The 25,305-nt window shown below is 67.0% G+C and carries 20 protein-coding genes and 1 tRNA gene; 12 read left to right on the top strand and 9 right to left on the bottom strand.

Annotated elements, in window-relative coordinates:
- Nucleotides 1–3: 3 nt before the first annotated feature.
- The 8 genes from Verru16B_RS13360 to Verru16B_RS13325 are packed head-to-tail and all read left to right on the top strand — an operon-like array spanning nt 4 to nt 10,832.
- Nucleotides 4–1,920, top strand: a complete 1,917-nt coding sequence (locus tag Verru16B_RS13360; RefSeq protein WP_069962747.1) for a hypothetical protein — start codon at nt 4–6, stop codon at nt 1,918–1,920.
- Between the two features lie 60 nt (nt 1,921–1,980).
- Nucleotides 1,981–2,373, top strand: a complete 393-nt coding sequence (locus Verru16B_RS13355; RefSeq protein ID WP_069962746.1) for a response regulator — start codon at nt 1,981–1,983, stop codon at nt 2,371–2,373.
- Between the two features lie 22 nt (nt 2,374–2,395).
- Nucleotides 2,396–4,738 carry a chemotaxis protein CheA gene (locus Verru16B_RS13350; RefSeq protein ID WP_069962745.1) on the top strand — a complete coding sequence of 781 codons (2,343 nt, stop codon included), beginning with the start codon at nt 2,396–2,398 and terminating at the stop codon, nt 4,736–4,738.
- Nucleotides 4,739–4,744: 6 nt separating this feature from the next.
- Complete coding sequence (locus Verru16B_RS13345) at nt 4,745–5,176, top strand: chemotaxis protein CheW (protein WP_069962744.1); 432 nt, start codon at nt 4,745–4,747, stop codon at nt 5,174–5,176.
- 31 nt (nt 5,177–5,207) lie between these two features.
- Nucleotides 5,208–8,447 carry a PAS domain-containing protein gene (locus tag Verru16B_RS13340; protein ID WP_069962743.1) on the top strand — a complete coding sequence of 1,080 codons (3,240 nt, stop codon included), beginning with the start codon at nt 5,208–5,210 and terminating at the stop codon, nt 8,445–8,447.
- Between the two features lie 42 nt (nt 8,448–8,489).
- Complete coding sequence (locus tag Verru16B_RS13335; protein WP_069962742.1) at nt 8,490–8,861, top strand: response regulator; 372 nt, start codon at nt 8,490–8,492, stop codon at nt 8,859–8,861.
- Nucleotides 8,862–8,873: 12 nt separating this feature from the next.
- Nucleotides 8,874–9,953 carry a protein-glutamate methylesterase/protein-glutamine glutaminase gene (locus Verru16B_RS13330; protein ID WP_069962741.1) on the top strand — a complete coding sequence of 360 codons (1,080 nt, stop codon included), beginning with the start codon at nt 8,874–8,876 and terminating at the stop codon, nt 9,951–9,953.
- A gap of 3 nt (nt 9,954–9,956) precedes the next feature.
- Nucleotides 9,957–10,832, top strand: a complete 876-nt coding sequence (locus Verru16B_RS13325; RefSeq protein WP_069962740.1) for a CheR family methyltransferase — start codon at nt 9,957–9,959, stop codon at nt 10,830–10,832.
- 149 nt (nt 10,833–10,981) lie between these two features.
- On the opposite strand, the gene Verru16B_RS13320 is transcribed toward Verru16B_RS13325, so the two are convergent.
- Nucleotides 10,982–12,376: a glutamate--tRNA ligase gene (locus tag Verru16B_RS13320; RefSeq protein WP_069962739.1), complete on the bottom strand. Its 1,395-nt coding sequence runs from the start codon at nt 12,374–12,376 to the stop codon at nt 10,982–10,984.
- A gap of 266 nt (nt 12,377–12,642) precedes the next feature.
- On the opposite strand from Verru16B_RS13320, the gene Verru16B_RS13315 reads away from it, so the two are divergent.
- Nucleotides 12,643–13,392, top strand: a complete 750-nt coding sequence (locus tag Verru16B_RS13315) for a M14 family metallopeptidase (protein WP_069962738.1) — start codon at nt 12,643–12,645, stop codon at nt 13,390–13,392.
- Here the strand turns inward: Verru16B_RS13315 and Verru16B_RS13310 are convergent.
- Nucleotides 13,340–14,200 carry an RluA family pseudouridine synthase gene (locus Verru16B_RS13310; RefSeq protein WP_069962737.1) on the bottom strand — a complete coding sequence of 287 codons (861 nt, stop codon included), beginning with the start codon at nt 14,198–14,200 and terminating at the stop codon, nt 13,340–13,342. The two genes, Verru16B_RS13315 and Verru16B_RS13310, sit on opposite strands and share 53 nt — an antisense overlap.
- A gap of 217 nt (nt 14,201–14,417) precedes the next feature.
- Between Verru16B_RS13310 and hpf the strand changes: the two genes are divergently transcribed.
- The 3 genes from hpf to Verru16B_RS13295 all read left to right on the top strand — a co-directional run bounded on the left by hpf (nt 14,418) and on the right by Verru16B_RS13295 (nt 15,698).
- A complete protein-coding gene (gene hpf / locus Verru16B_RS13305; protein WP_069962736.1) occupies nt 14,418–14,795 on the top strand; it encodes a ribosome hibernation-promoting factor, HPF/YfiA family in 378 nt (125 codons plus the stop codon).
- A 93-nt stretch (nt 14,796–14,888) separates the two neighbouring features.
- Nucleotides 14,889–15,521, top strand: coding sequence for a 3-keto-disaccharide hydrolase (locus Verru16B_RS13300; protein ID WP_069962735.1), 633 nt, complete (start codon nt 14,889–14,891; stop codon nt 15,519–15,521).
- A 100-nt stretch (nt 15,522–15,621) separates the two neighbouring features.
- Nucleotides 15,622–15,698: transfer RNA gene (locus tag Verru16B_RS13295), tRNA-Arg, on the top strand.
- 295 nt (nt 15,699–15,993) lie between these two features.
- Here the strand turns inward: Verru16B_RS13295 and Verru16B_RS13290 are convergent.
- From Verru16B_RS13290 to Verru16B_RS13260, 7 genes are read right to left on the bottom strand one after another with little or no spacing between them, the layout of a single operon-like run.
- Nucleotides 15,994–16,434, bottom strand: coding sequence for a Rid family hydrolase (locus Verru16B_RS13290; protein ID WP_069962734.1), 441 nt, complete (start codon nt 16,432–16,434; stop codon nt 15,994–15,996).
- The gene (locus tag Verru16B_RS13285; RefSeq protein WP_069962733.1) at nt 16,434–17,162 is read right to left on the bottom strand and encodes a hypothetical protein; all 729 of its coding nucleotides are present in this window, start codon (nt 17,160–17,162) and stop codon (nt 16,434–16,436) included. The genes Verru16B_RS13290 and Verru16B_RS13285 overlap by 1 nt, the downstream gene beginning before the upstream one ends.
- Before the next feature lie 42 nt (nt 17,163–17,204).
- A complete protein-coding gene (locus Verru16B_RS13280) occupies nt 17,205–17,501 on the bottom strand; it encodes a hypothetical protein (RefSeq protein WP_069962732.1) in 297 nt (98 codons plus the stop codon).
- On the bottom strand, nt 17,498–18,580 hold the full coding sequence (locus Verru16B_RS13275) for a formylglycine-generating enzyme family protein (protein ID WP_069962731.1): 1,083 nt from the start codon (nt 18,578–18,580) through the stop codon (nt 17,498–17,500). Before Verru16B_RS13275 ends, Verru16B_RS13280 begins: the two co-directional genes overlap by 4 nt.
- 1 nt (nt 18,581) lies before the next feature.
- Nucleotides 18,582–19,598, bottom strand: coding sequence for a formylglycine-generating enzyme family protein (locus Verru16B_RS13270; RefSeq protein ID WP_069962730.1), 1,017 nt, complete (start codon nt 19,596–19,598; stop codon nt 18,582–18,584).
- Entirely contained in the window at nt 19,595–22,747 is a 3,153-nt protein-coding gene (locus tag Verru16B_RS13265; RefSeq protein ID WP_069962729.1) for a YncE family protein, read from the bottom strand. The genes Verru16B_RS13270 and Verru16B_RS13265 overlap by 4 nt, the downstream gene beginning before the upstream one ends.
- Entirely contained in the window at nt 22,747–25,284 is a 2,538-nt protein-coding gene (locus tag Verru16B_RS13260) for a c-type cytochrome (RefSeq protein ID WP_069962728.1), read from the bottom strand. The genes Verru16B_RS13265 and Verru16B_RS13260 overlap by 1 nt, the downstream gene beginning before the upstream one ends.
- Between the last annotated feature and the right edge of the window lie 21 nt (nt 25,285–25,305).

The following is a 25,305-nucleotide window of genomic DNA, read 5'->3' as shown; positions in this document are numbered from 1 at the left end:
GTCGTGAACCCTCCTTCCCGCAGTCAGCGCCCCAGGATCATTCGCCTGATCAACCGGTGGCTCCAATCCCTCAAACGCCGGACCAAGGCGATCGCCCGGCCCGAGCGCCACGACGTGATCGACCACGCCAGTGCGCAGCTCCGCACGACCAATGGCCAGATGGAGCAGGTCTTCACCACCCTCGGCGAGACCTTCATCCCCCTGCACGGCCGCATCGAGCAACTGTTCAAGCACTGCGAGAACCTCGTGGCTATCGCCAGCGGCAAGCGCGACGGCATGACCCTGTTTCAAGAGGCCGTCCAGGTCCTCCACGGCCCGATCGAGTACATCGACTATTGCATCGGCCACCACGCCCGCCTGCTCGAGCTGTTCGCCCGCACTGAGCAACGCACGAAGGCCATGCTCGACTTCCAGCATCAGATGGAATCGATGCTGGCCCCGCTCACCTACATCGAGGTGCTGATCAAGATCGAGTCCGCCACCCTCGAGCAGGAACAACGCGACACCTTCATCACCGTGGTGTCGGAAATCGAACGCTTGCACACCCTGGTCAGCGAAACCTTCGAGCAGAACACCGCGCTGCTGGCCCAGACCCACGCCACCATTTCCCGGGTGCGGGCGAAGCTCGTGCGCGACTTCGACGAGCACTCCCGCCATACCGGCGCCCGGCGCACGCAGATCGAGGGGGCGATTGCCTCCCTCGACGAGCAGCTGAGCAACGATTCCCGGCGCGACGTGAAAATCCAGGTCTTCAGCCGGGAACTGACCCGCCGGGTCAGCGCCATCGTCACGGCCATCCAGACCCAGGATATCGTGAGCCAGAAAAGCGGTCACGTGCTCGACTCGCTGGCTGAGATGAAGACCGACGCCACCGGCCTCGGTCACCTGCTGGAGGTGCAGATCTCCCAGCTGGACCAGATCGAGCAGGACTTCCAGCGCGCCCAGACGGAGATCATCGACAACCTCGGCCACATCGTGACCCAGGCCGACGAGATCGACCGCAACGCCCTGACCCTGGACGAATTCACCCAGATGACCGCGTCCGCCGACGGCATGGTGCAGCAGTTGCTCGATGCGTTCACCGGCGTGCGGGGCATCGTGGTCTCGACCCTGGAACTGACCAGGGAGGCCAACGCCGCCGCCCGTCCCGCCAGCAACATTGCCAGCAGTCTCTCGACCACCCTGGGGGACCTGTCGATCAACATGCGGCTCATCGCGCTGAACGCCCAGGTGCGCTCGCTCCAGATCGACCAGGGCACCGGGCTGGAACTGCTGGCCGCCCGCACGGCCGGCATCTCCGCCGAAATCTCCGACGTCAGCGAACAGGTCGCCCGTGACCTCGGCGAGTTGCGCGACGATACGCGCGAATGCCTCGAACTCCTGGCCGAGTTCGAGCAACGGGGCACCGCGCAGCACGACCAGCTCGTCGCCCGGAGCCCGGAAAGCGAGGGCCGGCTCCACGAGCTGCGCGACCACGCGATCGCCGTCATGGGCAGCATCGGCGAGACCGCCGCTGCCATCCATCACGCCGCCCAGCAAGCCCATGCCACCATCACCGGCATGCCCGGGCTGATCGAGGCGATCCAAGGCACCCGCCAGAGTCTGTCGACCCTGCTCGAACGGGTCGGCCGCACGGACCAGGACCCGTGCCTCAAGACCAAGGAAAAACTGCGCCAGCACGCCAAACGCTACACCATGGCGTCCGAGCGCCTGACCCACCAGGGCCAGACCGCCCAGATGGGTCCGACGGGCCCCCTACTGGCGGCCCCGGATGTGGATTTGTTTGTAGAGATGCCGGCGGGCGCCGAACCCGTGACCCCACCGGTCCCGGAGCCCGCCCGCCCCAAGGCCACGCCTGCACCCCTGATCCCCGCCGGCGAGCCGGTGGCCAGCCTTGGCCACAACGTGGATCTCTTCTGAGGCGGGTGTTTTTTTACTCAAGTTGTTGGGCCGTCGGCCGATCACTCCCTACCGACTCCTATGAAAAAAACCGTGCTGGCCGTGGACGATGCGCTGACCATGCGTAAGATGGTGGTATTCACGTTGCGCACGGCCGGCTTTGAAACGCTGGAAGCCGCCAACGGTGTCGAGGCCCTGCAGAAACTGGCCGCCAACCACGTCGATCTGATCATCACCGACGTCAACATGCCGCAGATGGACGGCATCACGTTCACCCGCGAGGCCCGCGCCGCCCTCCGCGGCCGCCCCGTGCCCATCCTCATTCTCACCACCGAGTCGGAGCTGGAAAAGAAAAACCTCGCCCGCGCCGCCGGCGCCACCGGCTGGATCGTCAAGCCTTTCCAGCAGGCCCAACTCCTCGGGGTCGTCGGCAAGGTGCTGCCCGGTTCGATTGCGGCCGCCACCGTCGCCTGACCCGCCGCCCGTTTCTGTCTGCATGAACAACGACCTCCAGCAGCAGTTCGTGCGGGACATGCTGACCGAAAGTTATGAGGGACTGGACCGGTATGAACAGGTCATCCTGGAACTTGAGCAAGGCGCGGCCCCCGGCGACCGGCTCAACGAGATCTTCCGCGCCATCCACACCCTGAAGGGCACGGCCGGCTGCCTCGGCTTCGGCCGCATCCAAAAGATCGCCCATGTCGGCGAGGGACTCCTCGACCACCTGCGCGCCGGCCGGCTGCAGATCAACCCGGCGATCAGCTCCTCCCTCCTCCGCCTCTCCGACGCCCTGCGCGAGATCCTGCAGTCGATCGACACCACCGGCGTGGAGAGCACCACCGATCACGAAGCCCTCACCCAGACGCTGCAGGACCTGCGCGACGGCAAGGCGGCGGCGCTGCCGCCGATCCCCGCGGCCACCCCCGTCCCGAGCCCTCTCCCTCCGCCGGCACCGGTCGCCGCCTCTGAGACCGCGGCCACCCCCAACGCCACCTGGGGCCTCTTCGATGACGAACCCGCGGCCGCGACCCCGGCCGCCCCCGCCGCCGACGCCGCGAACTGGGGCCTCTTCGACGATGCCGCCGCTCCCGCCGCCGCGGCACCAGCCGATCTCCCCTCGGCCGATCTCCCCTCTCCCAGCGCGGCGCCCCGGGAGGCGCGGGCGGCTTCCGGCCCGGCCGCCGCCGGCTCCACCGTGCGCGTCGACATCACCCTGCTCGACAAGCTCATGAACCTCGTCGGGGAACTGGTGCTCGCACGCAACCAGCTCGGCCAGGTTTCGCTCAGCCGGCAGCACCGGCCCGAGCAGGTCGGCGAGATCTCCCAGCGCATCAATCTCATCACCGGCGAACTGCAGGAAAACATGATGAAGACCCGCATGCAGCCGATCGAGACAGTCTGGGGCAAGTTCCCGCGGATCGTCCGCGACATCGCCCAGGAACTGGGCAAGCAGATCCGGCTCGATACCTTTGGCGCCGACACCGAACTGGACCGCACGATTATCGAGGCCATCCGCGACCCGCTGACCCATATCGTCCGCAACGCCGTCGACCATGGCCTGGAATCCCCCGCGGTCCGCACCGCCGCCGGCAAGTCGCCGGAGGGGTCGCTGATCATGCGCGCGTTTCACGAGGGTGGCCAGGTCATCATCGAGATCATCGACGACGGCGCCGGTGTGAATATCGCCCGCGTCAAGGCCAAGGCTCTCGAGAAGAACCTCCTCACGCCCGAGCAGGCCGCCCGCCTCTCCGACCGCGACGCGGTCAACCTGATCTTCGCCCCCGGCTTTTCCACCGCGGAAACGGTCACCAACATTTCCGGCCGCGGCGTCGGCATGGATGTCGTCCGCACCAACATCGAGAAGATTGGCGGCTCGGTCGACGTCCACAGCACCCCCGGCCAGGGCACCACCCTCAAGATCAAGATCCCCCTGACGCTCGCCATCATCCCGGCGCTGCTCGTGGAGGTCGCCCGGCAGCGGTATGCCATCCCGCAGGTCAACCTGCTGGAACTGGTCCGGCTCGAGGGCGCCGCCGCCCGCGCCGCGCTCGAGCACGTCTACGATTCGCCGGTCTTCCGCCTCCGCGGCCAGCTCATGCCGCTCGTCTTCCTCGACCGGGAACTCAAATTGCCCGCCGGCCCACTCGACCAGGCCCCCTCCGACCTCCAGATCGTCGTGCTGCAGGCCGACGGCCGCCGCTTCGGCCTCGTCGTCTCCGAGGTGTGCGACACCCAGGAAATCGTGGTCAAACCCCTCTCCCGCCAGCTCAAGGGCCTGCCCATGTTCGCGGGCGCAACCATCCTTGGCGACGGCTGTGTCGCCCTCATCCTCGACGTGCTGGGCCTGGCCAACCACGCCCGCATCACCGGGGAGCAACCTACCACCGCCGTGGCCGATCCGGCCCTCGCCGCCGCCGGCGCCGGCCTCATGACCCGCCTGCTGCTGTTCTCCGTGCCCGGCCGCGACCACCTCGCCCTGCCCCTCGACAAGACCGCCCGGCTCGAGGAATTCGCCGCCAGCAAGCTCGAACGCTCCGGCACCCGTGAGGCGGTCCAGTATCGCGACGGGATCCTGCCGCTCGTGCGTCTCGACCGGGTCCTGCCCGGCGCCCGCGCGGTCACCGCCCAGGCCCGCCTGCCGGTCATCGTCTACCAGCAGGGCCCCGGCAAGACCGTGGGCCTCGTCGTCCACGAGATCCGCGACATCGTCGAGGACCGCATCCAGCTCCAGGAAGGCACCGCGGCCCCGGGCATCTCCGGCTCCGCCATCATTCAGGGCACCATCACCGACCTCGTCGACGTCCCGGCCATCCTGCGCGCCGCCGACCGTGCCGCCTGATTCCCCATGTCCACCAGCCGCCAGTACTGCACTTTCCTGATCAACCATCTGCTGATGGGGATTGATGTCCTGGAGGTTCAGGAGGTCATCCGCGGCCGCCCGCTCACCCCGGTGCCGCTGGCCCCGGACGCCGTGCACGGGCTCATCAACCTGCGCGGCCAGATCGTGACCGCCGTGGATTTGCGCCGCCGACTGGCGCTGCCCGGTCGCGCCCCGGAAGCCCCGACCATGCTGATCGTGGTCCGCCTCGGCGCCGAAGTGGCCGCCCTCATCGCCGATGATATCGGCGATGTGCTCGAGGTCGATACCGCCAGTTTCGAACTGCCCCCCGAAACCCTGTCCCCGGCCGCCCAGCACTTGATTATTGGCGTCCAGAAACTCCCCCAGCGCCTCCTCCATATCCTTGACGCCGCCCGCTGCGCCGATGTCGCCGCCTGAGCCCACCGCCCCCCTTTCACCCCCGCCCGCCATGAAACTAAGCCACAAGATCCTCGTCCCCGTCACGCTGCTCATCGTCGCCAGCATCGGGGCCATTTACCTCACCGTCCTCCGCATGGGCGCCAGCCTGGAGCGCGAGCGCTCCTACGCCCTGCTCGCCGCCGCCAGCAACATCCAGGCGACCATGGACCGCAACCTCTTCGAGCGTTACGGCGACGTCCAGGCCTTCGGGCTCAACACCGTGGCGCACCGCGACCTCACCAACCTCGGTGAGGCCGAGCGGGCCGAGCTCACCACGGTGATCAACAACTACGTCAAGGCCTACGGCTGCTACGTCTACAGCTTCATCACCGAACCCGGCGGCCGCATCGTCGCCATCAACACGGTTGACGCCACCGACCGGCCCCTCGCCGGCATCACCGACCAGCTGGGCCGCTCCGTCGCCACCACCCCCTGGTTCCGCGCCGTGTCCTCCGGCCAGTTCACGACCGGCAAGGCGGCGGATGGCTCCGCCCTGCTCAGCGGCACCGTGGTGACCGACCCGGCCGTCGACGAACTCGCCAATGCGCTCTACGGCGCCAAGGCCCCCGCCTGGACCATGACATTCACCGCCCCGATCCGCGACAACCGCGGCAACCTCGTGGGCTACTGGCACAACGCCTTCAATGCCTCCATGCTCGAGGAGATCGTCGCCTCGACCTACCGCACGATCAAGAACCAGGAGCTCGGCTCCGCGGAGCTCAGCGTGATCGACCGCCACGGCAACCTCGTCATCGACGTGGACCCCACGGAGACCGGCTACGAGCACACGCGTCCGGACGACCTGTTCAAGGTCAACTTCCTCAGCACGAACGAGAGCGCCGCGATCGCCGCGGCCAAGCCCGGCAGTCCCTACAGCGCCGTCGTCAGCGGTCGCAACGAGCGCATGTCCCGGAGTGCCGGCACCGACTTCATCCAGGTGGGCGGCTACGCCCGCAGCGTCCCGACCCTCGGCTACGTCGGCTCCGGCTTCACCACCTTTGTCCGCGCCGAACCCGCCGAGGCCTTCCGCGTTGCCCACACTTTGAAGAACACCGTCTTGATCGTCGGCGTCGTGGCCCTCGCCCTCGCCATGGCGCTCATGTACTTCCTCGTCCGTCACCTCGTGCGGTCGGTCAACCACGTCAAGGCCGCCATCGTCGCGCTTTCTCAGGGCAATCTCAGCCAGGCCATCCAGGTCAGCGGCCGCGACGAGGTCGCCGAAATGGCCCGCGCCTGCAACGCCACCAGCGAGGGCCTCAAGCGGCACTTCAAGGCCGACCAGGTCGACTGGATCCAGATTTCCGAGCTGCGCGTCCAGTCCGAGATGGTCAACCAGACCAGCATCATCTCCGTCTCCGACCTCAAGGGCGACATCGTCTGGTGCAACGACAAGTTCACCGAGGTCTCCCAATACAGCCGCGAGGAGCTCATCGGCAAACCCCACAGCAAGGTGCGCCACCCCGACATGGCCAAGGAGGTCTTCAAGGAACTCTGGTCGACCATCGGTCGCGGCCAGACCTTCCGCGGCGTGGTCAAGAACCGCAAGAAGGACGGCACCCCCTACTACGTCGATGCCGTCATCGCCCCGGTGCTCGGCGACAATGGCAAGCCGGTGAAATACATCGGCATCCGCTACGACATCACCGCCAGCGAGGTCGAGCGTCAGAACGCCAAGGCCATCCTCGACGCCATCAACACCAACTACGCCTACATCGAGTTCGACACCAAGGGCATCGTGCAACTCGCCAACGACAACTTCCTCAAGACCTTGGGTTACACCTTGGATGAGATCAAGGGCCGCCACCATCGCATCTTTGTCGACCCGGCCATCAGTGGCACACCGACCTACGCCCAGTTCTGGGCGGATCTGAACGCCGGCAAAAGCAATTCCGATGTGTTCAAGCGGATCAACAAGGAGGGCAAAGAAGTCTGGATCCAGGCGGTCTACGCCCCCGTGCTCGACGAGGTGGGTCGCGTGACGAAGATCGTGAAGATCGCCACGGACATCACCGCCGCCAAGGTGGAGTCGACCAACAACGACCGCCAGTTGGCCGAGACCAATCGCAACCAGCTGGTCATCGAGTTCGATGCCCAAGGCGCCATCCTTACGGCGAATGACAACTTCCTCCGCAGCTACGGGTACTCCCTCGGCGAGATCAAGGGCCAGCATCACCGCATCCTGCTCGACTCCGCCCAGTCGGCGTCCGCCGCCTATGGCCAGCTCTGGAACGACCTGAACGCCGGCAAGTTCATCACCGCCGAGTATCGCACCGTCGGCAAGGGCGGCCACGAGGTCTGGATCCAGGCCACGTACAACCCGCGCGTGGACGTGACCGGCAAGGTCACCCGCATCGTGTTGCTCGCGTCCGACATCACGCCGCGCAAGCACGCGGAAGCCAGCCTCAAGCAGACCCTCGAGGCCGTCACCACCCACTCCCAGACCGTCGCCTCCGCCGCGGAGGAACTCTCCGCCACCGCCAAGCAGATGACCGAGGCCAGCACGGCCTCCTCCGAGCAGTCCGACGTCGTCGCCGCCGGCTCCGAGCAGGTCAGCAAGAACGTCGGCACCGTCGCCACCGCCGCCGAGGAGATGAACGCCACCATCAAGGAGATCGCCCGCAACGCCGCCGAGTCCGCCCGCGTCGCCACCGCCGCCGTCAAGGCCGCCACCGACACCAACACCACCGTCACCAAGCTCGGCGAAAGCTCCAACGAGATTGGCGAGGTCATCAAGGTCATCACCTCCATCGCGCAGCAGACCAACCTGCTCGCCCTCAATGCCACCATCGAGGCCGCCCGCGCCGGCGAGGCCGGCAAGGGCTTCGCCGTCGTGGCCAACGAGGTCAAGGAGCTCGCCCGCCAGACGGCCGCCGCCACCGAGGACATCTCGCGCAAGATCGAGGCGATCCAGACCGACACCAAGGGCGCCGTCACCGCCATCGGTGACATCAGCCGCATCATCGGCCAGATCAACGATATCCAGTCCACCATCGCCAGCGCGGTGGAGGAGCAATCCGCCACGACCAACGAGATCGCCCGCAATGCCAGCGAGGCCGCCGCCGGCAGCGCCGATATGGCGAAGAACATCACGGGCATCTCCCAGGCCACCCGCGCCACCACCGAGGGCGCCCGCAACACCCTCAGCGCCGCCCAGGAGCTCTCCAAGCTCGCCGCCGATCTCAAGGCCATCGTGGACCGCAGCCACAGCTCCGGTTCGACCCAACGCCCGCCCGACCGCGTCGCCGCCTGACCCGGCTCCCACCGCCTCCTCCCGCCCTCAACCCACCGTCCCATGCGCCTCCTGATCGTTGACGACTCAAAAACCATGCGGAGCTTGCTCTGCTCCTATGCTCAGGACATCCAGGGGGAGACGGTCGAGGCCGCCGACGGCCTGGAAGCCCTGGCCCGGCTCGAGGAACAGGTGACCCCCTTCGACGCCGCCCTCCTCGACTGGGACATGCCCCGCATGAACGGCCTCGAGCTCCTCAAGGCCATCCGCACCGAGCCGCGGTACGACGGCATGAAGATCATGATGGTCACGGCCAACAGCACCCAGGATGGCGTCATCGAGGCCCTCTCCGCCGGCGCGGACGACTACCTCATGAAGCCGCTTGATGGGGAAATGTTCGCCGACAAGCTGCGCCTCCTCGGTTTGGTCCTCTAAATCCGCCCGGCCATGCCCAAGCTGCGCGCCCTTGTCGTGGATGATGCCGTCGTCATGCGCCGGCTCGTCGCCACGGTGCTCGAGTCCGACCCGGCCATCGAGGTCGCCGGCAGCGCCGCCAACGGGCGGATCGCGCTGCAGAAACTCACGCAGGTGAATCCCGACTTCGTGACCCTGGACATGGAGATGCCCGAACTCGACGGCCTCGCCACGCTGCGTGAAATCCGCCGCACCCATCCCCGGCTGCCGGTCATCATGCTCTCGCTCGCCACCCGCCGCGGCGCCGTCGCCACCCTCGATGCCCTCGCCGCCGGCGCCAGCGACTACGTCACGAAACCCTCCGACGTCGCCAATCTCGAACAGAGCATCGCGCTGCTCCAACACGACCTGCTCCCGCGCATCCACGCCCATTGCCGCATCGCCTCGCCGGCTCCGGTCCCCGCCACCCCCGGCCACGCCGCCAGCACCCGTCCGGGCGCCGCCTGCCCGCATGGTCCCGCGGGCGGGGCCGAACTGCTGGTGATCGCGACTTCGACCGGCGGCCCGAACGCCCTGTGCAAGGTCTTCTCCGGCCTGACCCGGCCCGTCCCGGTTCCGGTCGCCATCGTGCAGCACATGCCCCCCCTCTTCACCGAGACCCTCGCCCACCGGCTCGACACGCTCTCCCCGCATCTCCGCTGCAAGGAGGCCGCGGAAGGCGATATCCTGCAGGCCGGCCACGCCTACCTCGCCCCGGGCGGCCGCCATTTGGCGCTGGAACGCCTACCCGCCGGCGACCTGGTCTGCCGCCTGCTCGATACCCCGCCGGAAAACTCCTGCCGGCCGGCCGCCGACGTCCTTTTCCGCTCCGCCGCCGCGGTCGCCGGTGGCCACGTCCTCGCCGTGGTCATGACCGGCATGGGCCATGACGGTCTGCGCGGCTGTGAACACATCCACGAGGCCGGCGGCTCCATCATCCTCCAGGACGAAGCCAGCTCCATCGTCTGGGGCATGCCCGGCGCCGTCGCCCACGCGGGCCTCACCCGCTGCATCCTGCCCCTCGGGGAAATCGCCCCCCAGATCTCTCGTCAGCTCACCCTTGTCCCCGCCTGAACCATGGCAGATTTTCTCACCGACGTCGCCACCCCCCTGAGTGCCTCCAACTTCCGGTTCGTGGCCGAGCTGCTCCAGCGTGAAGCCGCCATCTCCCTCGAGGCTGGCAAGGAATACCTCGTGGAGACCCGCCTGGCCAGCCTCGCCACCCGGCACAATCACGCGAGTGTCAACGGCCTCGTCGAACAGATCCGGTCCGAGCAAAGCTTCGCGCACCTGGTCACGCCCGCGATCATCGACGCCCTCACGACCAACGAGACGCTCTTCTTCCGCGACATCCATCCCTTCGAGACGCTGCGCAAGCACGTCCTGCCCAAACTCATTGCCGCGCGCGCCGCCGAGAAGAAACTCACGCTCTGGTCCGCCGCCAGCTCCACCGGTCAGGAGGCCTACAGCCTCGCCATGCTCCTCACCGAGCATTTCCCGCAGCTCCAGGACTGGCAGGTGCGGATCATCGGCACCGACCTTTCCCCCACCGTCGTGAACAAGGCCCGCCGCGGCATCTACTCGCAGATCGAGGTCAATCGCGGGCTGCCTGCGTCCTACCTCGTCAAATACTTCCGCCAAAAAAGCGATGGCTGGCACCTGGCCGATGCCATCAAGGCCAAGGTGGAGTTTCGCGAACTGAATCTGATCCGGCCCTGGTCCTTCTTCTCCAAGTTCGACCTGATCTTCATGCGCTATGTCCTGATCTATTTCACGGTCGAGACCAAGCGCCAGATCATGCAGAACGCGCTCAAGAACCTCGCCCCCGACGGCTACTTCTTCCTCGGCGGCGCCGAGTCCGCCCTGACCGTCACCGACATCTTCACGCCGGTGACGCACGAGCGCACCACCTGCTACCAGGCGACGCCCCCGAAGTCCGCCGTCGGCTTCTGAGCGCACGGTTCGCCTCGACCACGGAGCGCCATGCCGTGAAATCCCTGAGCGAGATCTGCTGGGTGTAGGGCGGGGTCGCCGAACCCCGCCTCGAAGGCGATATCACGTTCGAACGAAGGCGGGGTTCGGCGACCCCGCCCTACATAATTTCACGCCGTCGCCGCGAAACGGCTCAGGCGCGCCAGCACCTTGTCCTTCCCCAGCACGCGGAAGATCGCCGTGATGCTCGGGCCGGCGTTGGTGCCGGTGACCGCCAGGCGCGCGACGGCCTGATAATCACCGAAGCCCAGGCCCTTGCCCTCGGCGAGCGCCTTGATGCCGGCCTCCACCGTGGCGTCGCTGGCGAAATCCATGCCCGGTATCGCCGCGATCAACTCCGCCAGGCGCACCTTCGGCTCCCCCTTGGCCATGACCTTGTCCTTCACCTTGGCATCGACCGGGAAATCTTCCGTGAAGAAATAGACCGTGTACGCTCCCAGCTCGTCCACCGATTTGATCTTCGGCTGCGCCAGCAGCATGATCGTCCGGAAGTAAGTCTCGTCCGCCATGACCGACGTCCCGGCGGGCTGCTTCGTGAAGCAATCCTTCGCCAAGGCCACGAACCGGTCGGCCGGCTGCTCCAGCAGGTAAACCATGTTCATGTTCGCCAGCTTCTTCCCGTCGAACTTCGCATTGCTCTGGTTCACCGCCGGCAGGTCGAACAAGCGGATGATGTCGGCGATCGGCATTTTCTCCCGGTCGTCGCCCGGGTTCCAGCCGAGCAGGGAGAGGTAGTTCACCAGCGCCTCGGGCAGGAAATAACGCTGCTGGTATTCCTCGATCAGCGCCCCCTTGTCCCGCTTCGACATCTTGCCCTGCCCCATCTCGGGCGACTTCAGGATCAGCGGGATGTGCGCGAACACCGGCGCGGCCACGCCGAAACCCTCGTACAGCCGCACGTGCTTGCTCGTGTTGGACAGGTGGTCCTCGCCGCGGATGACGTGCGAGATCTTCATCTCGATGTCGTCGACTACGTTCACGAAATGAAACACCGGGTTGCCGTCCGAGCGGAATATCACGAAATCCTCGTCCTCCTGCCGCTCGACCTGGCCGCGGATCTTGTCGTCGATCAACACGGGGGCGGTCTTCACCTTCTCGACTTCTTTTTTCCGGTGGTCGTCGAAGATCGTGTAGCGCTCGCCCAGCAGCTTGAACCAGATCGCCCCGTCCTTCTCGTAGGCGCGGCCGCTGGCAAGAAGCTGCTGCTTGTATTTCTCATACACGGCGCCGCGCTGGCTCTGGCGGTAGGGACCGAACGCGCCGCGCTCGCCCACCCCGTCCGGGTTCGGACCCTCGTCCCAATCCATGCCCAACCAGGTCAGGCTGTCGTAGATGAGCTTTAGGAACTGCTCGCTGTTGCGCGCCTGGTCCGTGTCCTCGATCCGCAGGACGAACGTGCCCCCCGTGTGCCGGGCATAAAGCCAGTTGAACAGGGCCGTGCGGGCGCTGCCGATGTGGAAGAACCCGGTGGGACTGGGGGCGAAACGGACGCGGACGTTGGACATGGGAGAACGGTCAGCTAGGCCGAAGCGCCGGGCCGTGTCAAAACCTGAGCCAGCGCCCCATGCGATACGGCTATCGCCCTGTCCCAACGCAGGCATGGCTACAAAAAGTCACGAGAAACAGGGAGCGAGTGCAGCACTCGATGCGTCTACAGGCGCGCGGTTAATTCCCGTCGCAGCGCAGAACTCTTTTTTGTGCCTCTTTGTGGCCAACCCTTCCGTTGCTTGGCTTGTGCTCCGTGCCCGGCCGCGCAAGCTGCCCCCAGCCCATGGCCCCGCCCCTGCCGCTCGATCCCACCGTCTTCACCCCGCGTTTCGCCGCCGCGGCCCGCCGCGCCGGTTTCGAGGCCACGACCTTTGGCGAGATCGACGGCCACCCGCTGATCGCCTACACCAAACACACCGCGGCGACCCGCCCCCGGATCTACGTTTCCGCCGGCATCCACGGCGACGAACCGGCTCCGCCCTGGGCCTTGCTGAGCCTGATGGAAGCAGGCTTCTTCGACGACACGGCCACCTGGTTCGTGTGCCCGCTCATCAACCCCACCGGATTCCTCCGGCAGACCCGCGAGAACGCCGCCGGCACCGACCTGAACCGCGATTACAAGGAACCTCAGTCCCCCGAGGTCCGCGCCCATGTCGGCTGGTTACAGCGCCAACCCGAGTTCGACCTCGTGATTTGCCTGCACGAGGATTGGGAGGCGCAGGGTTTCTACCTCTACGAACTCAATGCCCTCAACCAGCCGTCCCTCGCCCCGGTCATGATCGAGACCGCCCGGCTCCACGGCCCGATCGAGTCGGCCGCCGTGATTGATGGGCGGGAGGCCGCCGAGCCCGGCATCATCCGGCCCATCAACGATCCGCTCCTGCGCGATACCTGGCCCGAGGCCATCTACCTGCGGCATCACCACGGGCCGTTGCACTACACGCTCGAGACGCCCTCCGCCCGGCCGTTCGCGGAGCGCCTCACCACTCTATCGGCTGTCCTGCGGGCGGCGCGGGCAGCTTTTCCGCGATAAACGCGTCGATCAGTGCCTCCGCCTCCACCGCCGGCAGGCTCATCTCCCGCGCCGCAAACCGCGCCAGGTCCGCCGGCCAGGGCGCCCGCAGCAGGTAATCCATCCGCGCCGGCCGCAGGTCGATCGCCGCGCAATGCAACGCCTGACGCGTGAATCGCAGCAGCGCCGAATGCCGCGCGGTCCAGCCCTGCTCGGCGAACTCCAGGTAGAGCCGCGGATCCGGCCCGTAGAGCTTGTCCCCCACCACTCGATGGCCGAGCCAGGCGGCATGCGCCCGGATCTGGTGCTTGCGGCCCGTCACCAACTCCACCCCCGCCAGCGTGCAGCCTCCGCGCACCACCAACGGATGAAAGACCGTCGTCGCCGCCTGCGCCCCGGCCGTGCCGGCCGGGACCACCTGTTGTTTGACCGACACCCCGGCGGTCAGGTCGGGCCCCAGCCACTGGTCCACCGTGACCGGCCCTGGCAGTTCCCCTTCCAGGATCGTGACGTACGCCTTGCCGATCCGGCGCGCCAGCACCGCCTTGCCCAGCCGGCGGCCGGTCGCCTCGTCCTTCGCCAGAAGTACCACTCCAGATGTCTCCCGATCGAGCCGATAGACAAAGCGGATGGTTTCGATACCCAAGCCTTCGCGCACCGCCCCGGCCAGGCTCGACCACGGGCCGTTCTTCGAGGGATGCACCACCAGCCAGCCCGGCTTGTCCAACACCAGCAGCCGCTCATCACTGAGCAGGACCCAACCCGGCAGGTCCGCCGGGTTCACCAGGGGCGGAATCGTCGGCGGCAGGGGCTCGTCGGCATGGGTCATGCTCCCATGTTCAATAATTTTCCCGGAATATGCAGCCGAGAAGATTTGCCAATCCGCCCATGCCGCCTAGTAATCCTCTTTGTCGAATGAAGTGCTTGTTCCCAGTGTCGCTCGGCCCGGTTGGTCAACGGCCCGCACTATCGGAACCCCCTCAAGGAACGCCGGGAGCCCCCTCCCGCTCCACGCCCTTTGTTTCAGTCCAACCGAAGGAATAACCATGAACAAAACCAACAACTCCCACGACGTCATCGTGACCGGCATCCACCTCGATCTGACTCCCTCGCTGAAAGCCTTTGTGCAGGAGAAGATGGAGCGACTGTTTCGCCACGACACGCACATCGTGAGGATCCGCGTCGAACTCGAGTGCGACCGCCAGCATGACCACGCGCACAAGTTCGTCGCCAAGGCCCACGTCCAAGTCCGGGGCCCCGACATCAACTGCTCGGCCGAGTCCGAGGAGATGCACAAGTCCGTGGACCTGCTGATCGACAAGGTCGACCACGTCCTCCACAAGCGCCACGGCCAGCATAAGGACAAACGCAACCACCCGCGCCCGATCGAATTCGACGGCGTGGAACTGCCGAAGGCGATCTGAGCCTCGTCTGCCTCGATTTTTCCGGCCCGCGGCAACGCGGGCCTTTTTTTGTTTCCGTTTGCCCCGCTCCCTTCGACTGTCTTCACTGCGGCCATGCGCCCCCTACCCCTCCGGTTCGCCCTCGCCCTGCTCGTCAGCGTCCCCGCCTTCGCCGCCGCGGCGGAGGAGGGCTTCACCAGCCTCATGGACGGCTCCAGCTTCGCCGGCTGGACCCCCGCCACCGAAAACACCGCCACTTGGAAAATCGAGGACGGCGCCTTCGTCACCCGCGGCCCGCGCTGCCACCTGTTTTATACCGGCGATCCCGTCCCCTTCAAAAATTTTGAGCTCAAGGTCGAGGTCATGACCGAGCCCGGCGCGAACGGCGGCATCTACTTCCACACCCGCTACCAGGAAACCAACTGGCCCCAGGCCGGCTTCGAAACGCAGGTCAACAACACCCAGTCCGACTGGAAGAAAACCGGCAGCCTCTACGACCTCGCCAGCGTCGGCTTCGTCGCCGCCCAGGACAACGTCTGGTGGACCCAGCACATCATCGTTGAGGGCAACACGGTGACCGTGAAGGTGAATGACACGATCGTGATGCAGTACAAGGAACCCGCCGGCGCCCAGGCCGGCGCCGCCTTCGAGCGGAAACTCGGCACCGGTACCTTCGCCCTGCAGGCGCACGACCCCAAGAGCGTCGTCCGCTACCGCCACATCCGCGTCAAGCGCCTGCCGGACTGACCTTTGCCTACGCCCATCGCGAAAATTTCGACCGGGGTTTTCCCATTAAAATTCTGCTTGCTGTTGCTCCGGGAAATTCGCTTATTCGCCCTTCCTTCGTGCGGGCATAGCTCAACTGGATAGAGCGTCAGACTACGAATCTGAAGGTTTGGGGTTCGACTCCCTATGCCCGCACCACTTTCAAGCTCCGGCAATTCAACGAGTTGCCGGAGCTTTTTGTTGATCGCGATCCAACCTCGGCGGTCATACCGCCCTGGTTGCCGCCGGTGATGTTAGCGTAATGTTCCCCCGCTGGCACCAGTGCCTCGGGGTGGAACCCGGCCTCCGGACGGGTTGAGTGGAGGCACCGCAGCGATGTCGTTCTGTGCTGTATGGCGGAATCGCTGATCCCGCCTTATTCGATTGTGATAACGTGTTCGAGGCGGGGTTCGGAGACCCCGCCCTTCAGCACAAAAGCTGTCGTCGCTTGGGCTCAGATCACCGCCACCGCCTCCATTTCGACCAACAGGTCGTCGCGGCAAACGTCGGCGAGCAGACAGATCTTCGGAATCTTCGGCAACCCGAGCAACTGGGTGGTCCGCTCCCAGGCCTCCCACGCCGCGCGGTCCTTGCAGAACAAGGTCGCCGACGTGATATGCCCCAATCCCCCGCCCTGCTCGGCCAGCAGCGCCGAAATGCTCAGCAGGGTATCGATGCACTGGTGCTCGGCATCGCCGATATGCGTGCTGAGGCCCGCCGTGTTGATGCTGGCGGTGCCGGAAACATGGATGGTCTGCCGACCCTCGATTTCGAAGGCCATCGCCCGCGAGAAGGACGAGCCGTAGTTGAAGGAGGAATGCTGCTTCGCGCTGCGGTTCAGGGCGGTGGTCACCACGGCGCCCGGGAGGAGATTCTCCACGGCGAGCACGTCCATCACACATTCTTCCCCATCGCTCCGGCCCATGATGCCGGTGCTGGCCGGAAAGTCCGGCCCGCCTTCCACCCGAGGCCGTGCCGGCGGTAATGGTCGGTCCGCACGCGATTCATGTCGAGGTACCACTCCAGCAGCTGCGCCAGGTAGATCCACGTGCGTTTCACCTGCGTGTATTTCATGCCATGGGCGGCCAGCCCGGCGCCAACATTGGCAAACATCTGCGCAGCCTGCTCCAACCGCGACGGAGCGAGCGCGCCGCCCGGCCGCGTGCCGCGGACCGCGGGCAGGTGCAGCATGCGAAAGCCGGCGCCCGTCCACAGCCGGGCCCGACCCGTCACGTCATTCTCGACCGTGCTGACACAGGCCTGCCCATCGCGGGAGGCCACGCCCCAGATCTGCACCCCGGCAAAGCCACCCGCATGGAGCGGGGTGCCTTCGATCCAGGTGACCGGCATCGTGCGGTCAAGGCCGCGCAGCCGGTAGATGCTGTCCCGCTGGCGCAGCACTTCCTCGCGCACGGCGGTCAGGCCGTAGATTTTTTCCTGCACCGGCTGGATGCGGTGCTCGACCAGCGCGGCCGCCACGGCCGCGAACAGTTGCTCCGCCGCCGGTCCGGCCGCCACGGGGGATTCAGGGGAAGCCGTCACGTGGTATTCCGTGAAGGTTTCGCGTTCAGAGACGCGGATCTCAAGCCGGCAGGTGCCGGCGGGAGTGAGGTTCGTTTTCATGGTGTCGTTGGGGGTAAAGCGAGGGCGCGGGTCTGGCGTGATTCAGTCCACGCCGTGTTCCTGAAAGACGGATTTGCGGGTTTCCTCCGCCTGATGCCGCGCCTCGAGCGCCGCAATGCGGGTGGCGGCCTGTTTCGCCCAGCGCGAACCGGGCTCGAGGGCGATCACGCGCCGGTACTCGGCGATGACCTCGGGCGCGGCTTCCACCGCGGCCTCCCGCTCGCGCTGCTCGGCGTTCAGGTAGGCGGTTTCCTGCGTGGACTGGCCGCAGCCGGTCCCGGCGAGTTGCAGGATCAGCCACAGGGCAAGGGCAACGAGCGGTTGGCGGGTTGGCTTCATGGGGCGTCCTGGGCGCAACGAAAGCCCGTGTCCTGCGACCAGTAGTCGGGATTGGACCACAGGCGGCGCGCGCTGCGGTTGTTGAATTCGGTCTGACCGATCATCCCGGCCCCGGCGGCCCAGCAGCCCCCGCGCACAATCTTGCGCGTGTCGGGCTCGCGGCCCTGCTTGCGGGCGTTCTGGAGGTGATTCGCCTTGGGATCCGGCGCGGGCAGCTCGCCGTTCGCCAGCCCGACCGGCCCCCGCGGGTTCACGATACCGTCAGCACATTCCTGATAATAGGATTCACCAAACCAGTCCTCGCACCATTCCCAGACATTCCCGGCCATATCCAGACAGCCGTAGGGGCTGGCCCCCTGGGAAAATTGCCCGACCGCCACCGGACCGGCATCCACGTCCAACCCGGCCCGGGCCCGCGCGGGGTCCCACTCGTTGCCCCAAGGATAGACCCGACGGTCGGGGCCGCGCGCGGCTTTCTCCCATTCCGCCTCGGTCGGCAGCCGCTTACCCGCCCAGCGCGCATAGGCGGAGGCGTCGCGCCAGGTGACAAACGTGACGGGCAGCCGGCCCTCGGCCTTTATCCGGGCCTGCACGGCCGGGGCTGCAACGAGGCCGGCCGCCGTCCCGTCGGCGAGCGCCCGGTCCGCGCCCAGCAGCACCCGCAAGGCGGCCACCGCGGCCTTCCACTGCAGGGCATCGCGGGTGAGCCGCTCGGCGGCCGCTCGTTCAGTCAGCATTGGTGGACGAAAATCGGCGAAGACTGAGCCGTACCGCTGCTCGTAACGCGCGAGCAGGTCGACACAGGCGGCAGTCGAGATCCGGAACCAAGGACCCTCGATGACATCAAAGCGATCGGTGGCCCGGATGAAGGCATTGTACTCGTCCACCGTGACCTCGTGCCGGTCGATGAAATACGCCGATAGCTGCACGCGGTGCGCGGGCCGCTCGTCGAAATTGCCCTCGTCGCTACCCATTGTGAACTCCCCGGCCGGCACGTAGGCCATGCCGGCGGGCGGCACGGGATCGGCGGCGCCGGCGGCGAGGGTCAGGAGCAGAAAAGCAAGGACGCGGGTAGTCATGTCAGAGATCCTTGGCGCAGCGGAAACCGAGGATGAAGGTGCGGAACTCAGGCTCGCGCTGGGCGCGGATCGCACAGCGGGTGTTGCTCGGGAGGTTTTGGGAACTGCCCCCGCGCACCACGCGCATCGTGCCCGTGGCGGGGCCGGTCGGGTTCACGCCCGTCCCAGTCTGATAGGCGTCGGCCGCATACCAGTCGGCGACCCACTCGGCCGCGTTGCCGGCCATGTCGTCACAACCGTAAGGACTGCGGCCCGTCGGAAAGCTGCCGACCGGCGCGGGGTAGATGTAGCCGTCCTTTTCCCGGCCCGGCACCCGGACATCCGCGCCGGATCGTTCGCCCACGATGTTGCAGAGGCCCCATTGCCAGTCGTTGCCCCAGGGCCAGCGCCGTCCATCCGGACCACGGGCGGCGAGTTCCCATTCGGCTTCGGTCGGGAGGCGCTTGCCGGCCCACCGGGCATAGGCATAGGCGTCGAACCAGTCCACCCCGACGACGGGGGTGCGGTCGCCGGTGAAGGTCATCGGGTTGAACTGCGCGAGGCGCGTGAACTCCGGGTCCCGCAGGAGCGGGTTGAACTCCTTCCAGTAGCGGGGCGTGTGGTCCTTGCCCGGCGGCTGCGCGGGGTGCGCCCAGGCGGTGTCACCGTGCTGCTTCACGTCGGCCAGGAACCGGCGGTACTGGGCGTTGGTGACCTCGTGGCGGTCGATGGCAAAGGCCTTGAGCCGCACCGGCCGCTGCGGTCGCTCGTCCGCCAGCGCCCAGCCCTCCCAGGCGCGGGCCAGTTTGACCTCCGTGGGCTTCACCCGGCCGGGGATCAGGCGGTTGGCGGGCAGATCCGGGTGGCTCTCGGCCGTACCCATGAGAAATTCTGTGGCGGGGATGGCCATCATGACCGAGCCGTCCCGCTCATGCTTGATTTCCCGCGGCTGGATCGCCGGGGCATCTGCGGCCGGCGCGGGTTGGAATGCCAGCGCAAGGACCGTCGCCAAGAAAGTGCGGGCCGGGGTCAGGTTCATTCGATGGACTCCAGGTAGTTCACGAGATCGTCGATCTGTGTGGGGGTGAGCTGCGACGTGCCGCCATGCGCGTCGCTGGCGATGCGGCCGCCGGTCTGGAGGTGGACCTTGGCGGCGTTGGTGCCCTTGAGGATCATGTAGGTCTCGTTGAACCCGATCTCGCGCCGGCCGGGCCGCTCGGGCGAACCGCCGAACAGGGGCTCATATTTGAACCAGCGCAAGCCGGGCACGCCGGGCGCGGCGACGACCTCCCGCAGCGAACGGGCCATGGCGTTGTGCAGGAAGAGCGGCGGCCGGTCCCAGGCTCCGCGCAGCTGCAGCGGGGTGATGTGCTGGTTCTGGTCCGGTGTCTCCGCGCGACCGGCATCCCAGGGCTCGAGGTCGCGGCGGATCCCCGCGAGGTAGTCCAGCCGGTGCATGCTGATCAGGGTGAAGCCCGTGTCGCGCACGCTCAGCGGCACCTGCGGCGGCACGACCTGCCGCGGGTTGCCCGGGAAATCCTTCTTGGCGAAATGCGGCGCCGGATGGCACGACGCACACCCCAGCTGCGGGTGGTTGTACAGCGCCCGGCCGCGGTTGATCGAGGCGGCCGCTTGGTCATAGGGATTCGGCATCAGCCGCGGCTCATGCGCCTGCCACTCGCCGACGAACCGCTGAAAATCCCGTAACACAAAGGTCTTCCCGAAATATTTCAGTGACGTCCGCCGAAAGAACTCCGCGCGGCGTTCCTCAAGGTTCGATTCGTTGTCGGCCGACGAGGTGGTCTTCGACTGCACGTCCTGCACGGCCAGCACGGGGGTGTGCGCCTCGAGCCAGCGGTAATCCTCCCCGCGCGCGACCTCGGCCTTGAAGTCGTCGGCCGGGCAGTGCTCCATCAGCATCGAGCGCGGGTCGTAGACGGACAGGGATCCCTCCAGGAAAAACGGCTGGATCGCCCAGAGACTCTTCTGCTGCGGCGGCAGCATGGTCGTGCCCTCGACGAGGTTGCCGACCTTTGTCTGGCCCGCGAGATACTCCTGCCCCTGGATCTGGCTCACCCCCCAGCCGCGGCCATCACTGAGTTCCCGGTAATGGCAGCTCACACACGACTGGTCGTTGTCGCTGGTGAAGGCCGAGGTATGCACGAGAAACTCGCCGCGCTCGGCACTGGTCACACCGAGCGGGAGTTTAACCAACGCCGGATCAGTGGGTCGCTCCAATGACACGCCTGTGGCCCGGTCGATCACGGAGAGCGAACTCCCGTAGAAATTCGCGACAAAGAGCTTCCCCTCCGAAATCGTACCCGGTACGCCGGCGGCAATGCCGAAGGGCTGCGCACCCGTGCCGTAATTCCGGATCGGAGTCAGGATATCACTCGGGTCCGGTGCGTCGGGATTGACCCGCAGTTCCTGCACTTCGCCCGACCCCTGCATGGCCACGAAAATCCGGTCGCCCACGACCACCGCCTTGTCCGGCAGCGCCCCCACCACCCGCATGAGGTCCGGCGGGATGTCACCCTTCGTGTCCGGCAGCATCGACTCGGCGGTGTCCGAGGTATACCGCACCCAACCGCGGTGCGACTCGTAGCGGTCGGCGCGCAGCAGGTACCTGAGCCCGTCGGCGGGCGGCGTGGCCGGGATGCCGAGCCGACTCACGTTGATCATAAGGTAATCGTTCTGAATGTCGCGGAACTTGAAGCTGGCCGTGCCGTCGGTGGCCTCGAAGGGACCGAGGATCTCCTGCTTTTCCTTGGCGAAAACGGCGGCGGTTTCGGGATTGCGCCAGACCGTGTACTGGGAGGCCGCATTGGTGTTGTCCCAGGTCTCGCCACCCCAGGGATCGCGTTCCTTGGCCGTGCCGAAGCCGACACCCATCGTCGTGACAAACAGCCAGTCGTCCCCAGTCGCGGGCGACCGGATGATTTTCAGCTCATTGACCACATTCTGGATGTAGATCCCGCCCACCTCGCGGTTGAGCCGGGTGTCCACGATCGAGATGTCCTGCGTGCCGGTGTTGCCGACGAAGAGGTGGTGACCGTCGGTACCGAGGGCGACAATGCTGGGCTTGCTCCGCGGGTTGCCCACGTCGATGCCCGGGCCGATCTGCGTCCCGTCGATCCAGCGGGCGATGGCCTGGTAACCGGCGTCCCGCGCCGGGTCGCCGAAGACCACCGTCTTGTTCGCATGGCTCGCGTAGAGCGGCATCGTGTCCGCATACCCGCCATCGCGTGTGCGGGTGACGGCCCGCAGCAGCCGGCTCTCGACGGAGCGGCCCGGCACCACGTGATCCAACGCGGAAATGAAACTCGCCTTGAGGTCGGCCCCGGCCACAAAGCCACCGCGCTTGGTGTCATGGCACCCGGTGGTGCCGCAATATTCCTGGAGCACGGCGCCCACGCCACCCGCCGCGAAGTAGGCCTGGTCGTCCAGGCCGCCGATCACCCGCATCCGGGCGGAGAACGGCTCCGCCGTGGGGTCGATATCGAGGACGAAGACCTCGTCCAGATAACGGTTGGCCACCCAGGCGGTCCGGCCGTCGGCCGAAAAGGTCATGCCCTGCGCGTAGAAATCGAGGGGAATCTCGAGCACAACCTCGTCGCGGCGGGTGTCGATGACGCTGATGAAGTTGGAAAACCGGTTGCCCACGAAGAGGTGGCGGCCATCCGGATGCAGATGCAGGCGCATGGGGGCCGATCCGGGGGCGACGGCCTGACCCGCGAGCTTGAGCGGAATGCGACGGGTGATCCGGTCCGTGGCGACATCGTAGACCGCGACCTCGCTGCCCGGGCGCATCTCGGAGCCGAGCAAACTGATGTAGACCTTGGTCCCGTCCCCGGATACGGCGACATCAAACGGGTGGTCCCGTCGCGGCTGCGGCTCGGGCGCCGGGTGGGGATTCGGCACCGGGCGCAGGTTCTCCCGCGTCCAGGTCGCGCCATAGGCCCACTGCCGGCTCATCAGCCGGCCGAAGCGCGAGGGCGGATTGCCGGTATCCGCCGCCTGGACCGTCCGCGACAATTCGGGCGAGAGCGGGCCATAGGGCGGCTGCATGCCCCCGGCCGGATAGACCGGCGCGGGATCAGCCGCGGGCGGCGCGGCCTGCGCGAGCAACAACAGGACCGGCACCCCGAGTCCGGCCCACCCCATGAGCTTCATGTTTTTGACGGTCATCAGAGGGTCCTCACGTAGGCGATCAGGTCATCCAGTTCCTGCCGGCTGAAACCGCGCGTGCGGCCGTGCAGGTCGTCCGGGTTGTGCTCGGTGAACAGCGTGCGCAGGTCGGCGGCGCGGCCATCATGCAGGTAAGGCGCCGTGCGGTACGTGCTCTTGAGCGAGGGCGTGTCGAAGCGGCTGCGGAAATCGTTGGGGGTGCCGAAGCCCAGGTCGTGGAATTTCAAATCCGTGTAGAACGGCGCGGGATGGCAGACATCACAGCCGGCCGCGGCGAAGAGCTTTTTGCCGCGCTCCAGGATCACCGGGTCGTCATGCCGGTAGGGGCTCGGCGCCCGGTCGGGATGCGAGAGGTACTCGGTGATCGGGCCCTGCACGTGGGCCATCGGCACGAAACCCTGGAACCGCTCCCCCGCCCCCACTCCGTCGGCCACATCGGCGCGCACGCCGCTCCACATCGCCGGCGGGGAAAAATGGGTGTCCTGCAGCGATTTGTTGTTCTTCGCGTTGCCGAGGCCGTCGTTGGCGAGGTCCCAGTTCAGGCCGTCACTGGAGGTGTCCTCCTGGTGGCAGCTCGTGCAGCTGATCCAGTTCTGGTAGGTGATCCGACCGTCGTTGGCCATCAACTCGCCCTCCCGCCAGGTGCTCATCGCCTGGACCGGGCCGAGCGCGATCTCGGCGCGCTGCGCCCCGGTCTCCGCGTCGAGCACCGTGATCGTATCGCTGAAATAGTTGGCCACCCACAATTCGCCGGTGGCTTCGCTCAACGCGAGCGAACGCGGCCCCAGCCCGCCGGCGGGCAGGCGCCGGGCTATCCCGCGGCGGTGCAGGATCTCGACGTCCTCCTCCAGCAGCTGGATCTCGGTGGGCGTGCGCGTGGCGGCCGCCAGCGCCAGCGCCGCGGGCACATCGACGATCGCGATCTCATGGATGCCCGCCAGGCTCACGTAGAGTTTGCGGGCATCGGCTGACAGCACGAGCCCGCTCGGATTCGTGGCGCCGGAGAGCAATTGGTCGAGCAACAGCGTGACCCGCCGGCCCGGCTCCGCCAGGTCCAGCACGGTGAAGCCGTTGGAATTGATCCAGCCCCGTTCCATCTGCACGGTCGGCACCTCGTTGTGGGAAACTAGGTTGGTCAGGAAGGCCCAGCGGCCATCCGGGCTGCACACGATCTCGCGCAGCATGGACGCCCGGCCCATGTCGTACCGGCCGGTCTCCCGTCCGTCCCGAGCGTCCAGGATCGAAACCCACGGGGACAACCCATTCGAGACCGCCAGCCGCGCGCCGTCGGGCGTGAGCGTCGCAAAACGTGGCTGCGCGCCGACCGGGGTCTCGTGCACGGTCTGGCCGGTCTCCGTATCCAGGATCGATACCGTGCTGGAAACGACGTTGGTGACATAGAGGCGGCGGCCATCCGCCGAGACCGTCAGGCCGCAGGGCTCGTGGCCGGCGGTCAACGACCGCACCACGCGCCGCTCGGCGAGGTCCACCACATCAATCTTCCCGCCCCACGTGCAGCTCACATACAGCGTGCGCCCGTCGGGCGCATACCGCGCCTGCGTGGGGCGTTCGCCGACCGGAATTTCCGCAATCACCTGCCGGGAACGCACATCGAGCAGGGTAAGCAGGTTGGCGGTGTAGTTGACCACGCAGGCCTGCCGGCCGTCGGGGGAAAGCACGATATGCAGCGGCGACCGGTACACCGGGGAGGCCGGCCGGCCGGTCTCGGGAGGAAACGTCGGCCGCGCCGGATCGTGCCGCTCGGCAGCCGGACGCTCGGTACGGCGCCACTGGACGTAGCCCATGATCTTAGCGAGCTGGTCATCGGAGATCACGCGCCGGTAGACGGGCATCTGCACCAGCTGGCCCTCGAGGAAATGACGCGCCGCCGGGTTGTCCCACAGGCGCCGCGGATGACCGTCCAGGATCCACTCGCGCAGCTCACCCTCGTCGCGGACAATCTCCGCGTATTCGGCGCCATCCCAGGCGGGGATGTGGCCCTTGAAACTGCCGGGATTCGGCGCGCCACCGACGCCGCCAGGACCGTGGCAGGCGAAGCAGCCATACTTCTCCGATTCGACCATCCCCTCGTAGGCGAGCGCGGGGATGTTGGTGTCGAACGCCGAGACCGCCCGGAAGTAGGCCATCAAATCGTCCAGCTGGCCCGCCGACATCCGGTCGCGGTAGGCGGGCATCGGCAACAGCGGTTTGCGTCCCGTGTGCAGGTCGACGTCCTTCAGCCGCGCCGGCCGGCCCTCGAGGATCCACTCGACCACCTCCGCCTCATTGAGGGCATACGTGGCGACCGTCCGACCGTCCCAGCCGGGAACGACCCCGCCGCGGGCGCCGGGATCGGCCACCCCGCCCTTTCCATCCGGCCCGTGACAGGCAAAACAACCCTGCTCGCGTGCGATCCGCTCGCCGCGCAGCGCGGGCGTGGACTCCGCCGCGTAATGGCTGCGCACGAAAAGCACCGCCACCACGATCGCCGCGAGGGCGGTGACCCCGAGGCCGGCCCGGAGCACGGTCTTCGGCATATTACGCACGGTTGGGCGCAC

This window comes from Lacunisphaera limnophila (assembly GCF_001746835.1).
GTDB classification, from domain to species: Bacteria; Verrucomicrobiota; Verrucomicrobiia; order Opitutales; family Opitutaceae; genus Lacunisphaera; species Lacunisphaera limnophila.
Note: the sequence above shows the minus strand (reverse complement) of the source record. Positions and strands in the feature narration are given on the sequence as shown.

What these genes read in the sequence shown, in the direction of transcription:
- Verru16B_RS13355 (WP_069962746.1), top strand. Translation starts at nt 1,981, where the DNA reads ATGAAAAAAACCGTGCTGGCCGTGGACGATGCGCTGACCATGCGTAAG.
- Verru16B_RS13350 (WP_069962745.1), top strand. Translation starts at nt 2,396, where the DNA reads ATGAACAACGACCTCCAGCAGCAGTTCGTGCGGGACATGCTGACCGAA.
- Verru16B_RS13345 (WP_069962744.1), top strand. Translation starts at nt 4,745, where the DNA reads ATGTCCACCAGCCGCCAGTACTGCACTTTCCTGATCAACCATCTGCTG.
- Verru16B_RS13340 (WP_069962743.1), top strand. Translation starts at nt 5,208, where the DNA reads ATGAAACTAAGCCACAAGATCCTCGTCCCCGTCACGCTGCTCATCGTC.
- Verru16B_RS13335 (WP_069962742.1), top strand. Translation starts at nt 8,490, where the DNA reads ATGCGCCTCCTGATCGTTGACGACTCAAAAACCATGCGGAGCTTGCTC.
- Verru16B_RS13330 (WP_069962741.1), top strand. Translation starts at nt 8,874, where the DNA reads ATGCCCAAGCTGCGCGCCCTTGTCGTGGATGATGCCGTCGTCATGCGC.
- Verru16B_RS13325 (WP_069962740.1), top strand. Translation starts at nt 9,957, where the DNA reads ATGGCAGATTTTCTCACCGACGTCGCCACCCCCCTGAGTGCCTCCAAC.
- Verru16B_RS13320 (WP_069962739.1), bottom strand. Translation starts at nt 12,376, where the DNA reads ATGTCCAACGTCCGCGTCCGTTTCGCCCCCAGTCCCACCGGGTTCTTC.
- Verru16B_RS13315 (WP_069962738.1), top strand. Translation starts at nt 12,643, where the DNA reads ATGGCCCCGCCCCTGCCGCTCGATCCCACCGTCTTCACCCCGCGTTTC.
- Verru16B_RS13310 (WP_069962737.1), bottom strand. Translation starts at nt 14,200, where the DNA reads ATGACCCATGCCGACGAGCCCCTGCCGCCGACGATTCCGCCCCTGGTG.
- hpf (WP_069962736.1), top strand. Translation starts at nt 14,418, where the DNA reads ATGAACAAAACCAACAACTCCCACGACGTCATCGTGACCGGCATCCAC.
- Verru16B_RS13300 (WP_069962735.1), top strand. Translation starts at nt 14,889, where the DNA reads ATGCGCCCCCTACCCCTCCGGTTCGCCCTCGCCCTGCTCGTCAGCGTC.
- Verru16B_RS13290 (WP_069962734.1), bottom strand. Translation starts at nt 16,434, where the DNA reads ATGGACGTGCTCGCCGTGGAGAATCTCCTCCCGGGCGCCGTGGTGACC.
- Verru16B_RS13285 (WP_069962733.1), bottom strand. Translation starts at nt 17,162, where the DNA reads ATGAAAACGAACCTCACTCCCGCCGGCACCTGCCGGCTTGAGATCCGC.
- Verru16B_RS13280 (WP_069962732.1), bottom strand. Translation starts at nt 17,501, where the DNA reads ATGAAGCCAACCCGCCAACCGCTCGTTGCCCTTGCCCTGTGGCTGATC.
- Verru16B_RS13275 (WP_069962731.1), bottom strand. Translation starts at nt 18,580, where the DNA reads ATGACTACCCGCGTCCTTGCTTTTCTGCTCCTGACCCTCGCCGCCGGC.
- Verru16B_RS13270 (WP_069962730.1), bottom strand. Translation starts at nt 19,598, where the DNA reads ATGAACCTGACCCCGGCCCGCACTTTCTTGGCGACGGTCCTTGCGCTG.
- Verru16B_RS13265 (WP_069962729.1), bottom strand. Translation starts at nt 22,747, where the DNA reads ATGACCGTCAAAAACATGAAGCTCATGGGGTGGGCCGGACTCGGGGTG.
- Verru16B_RS13260 (WP_069962728.1), bottom strand. Translation starts at nt 25,284, where the DNA reads ATGCCGAAGACCGTGCTCCGGGCCGGCCTCGGGGTCACCGCCCTCGCG.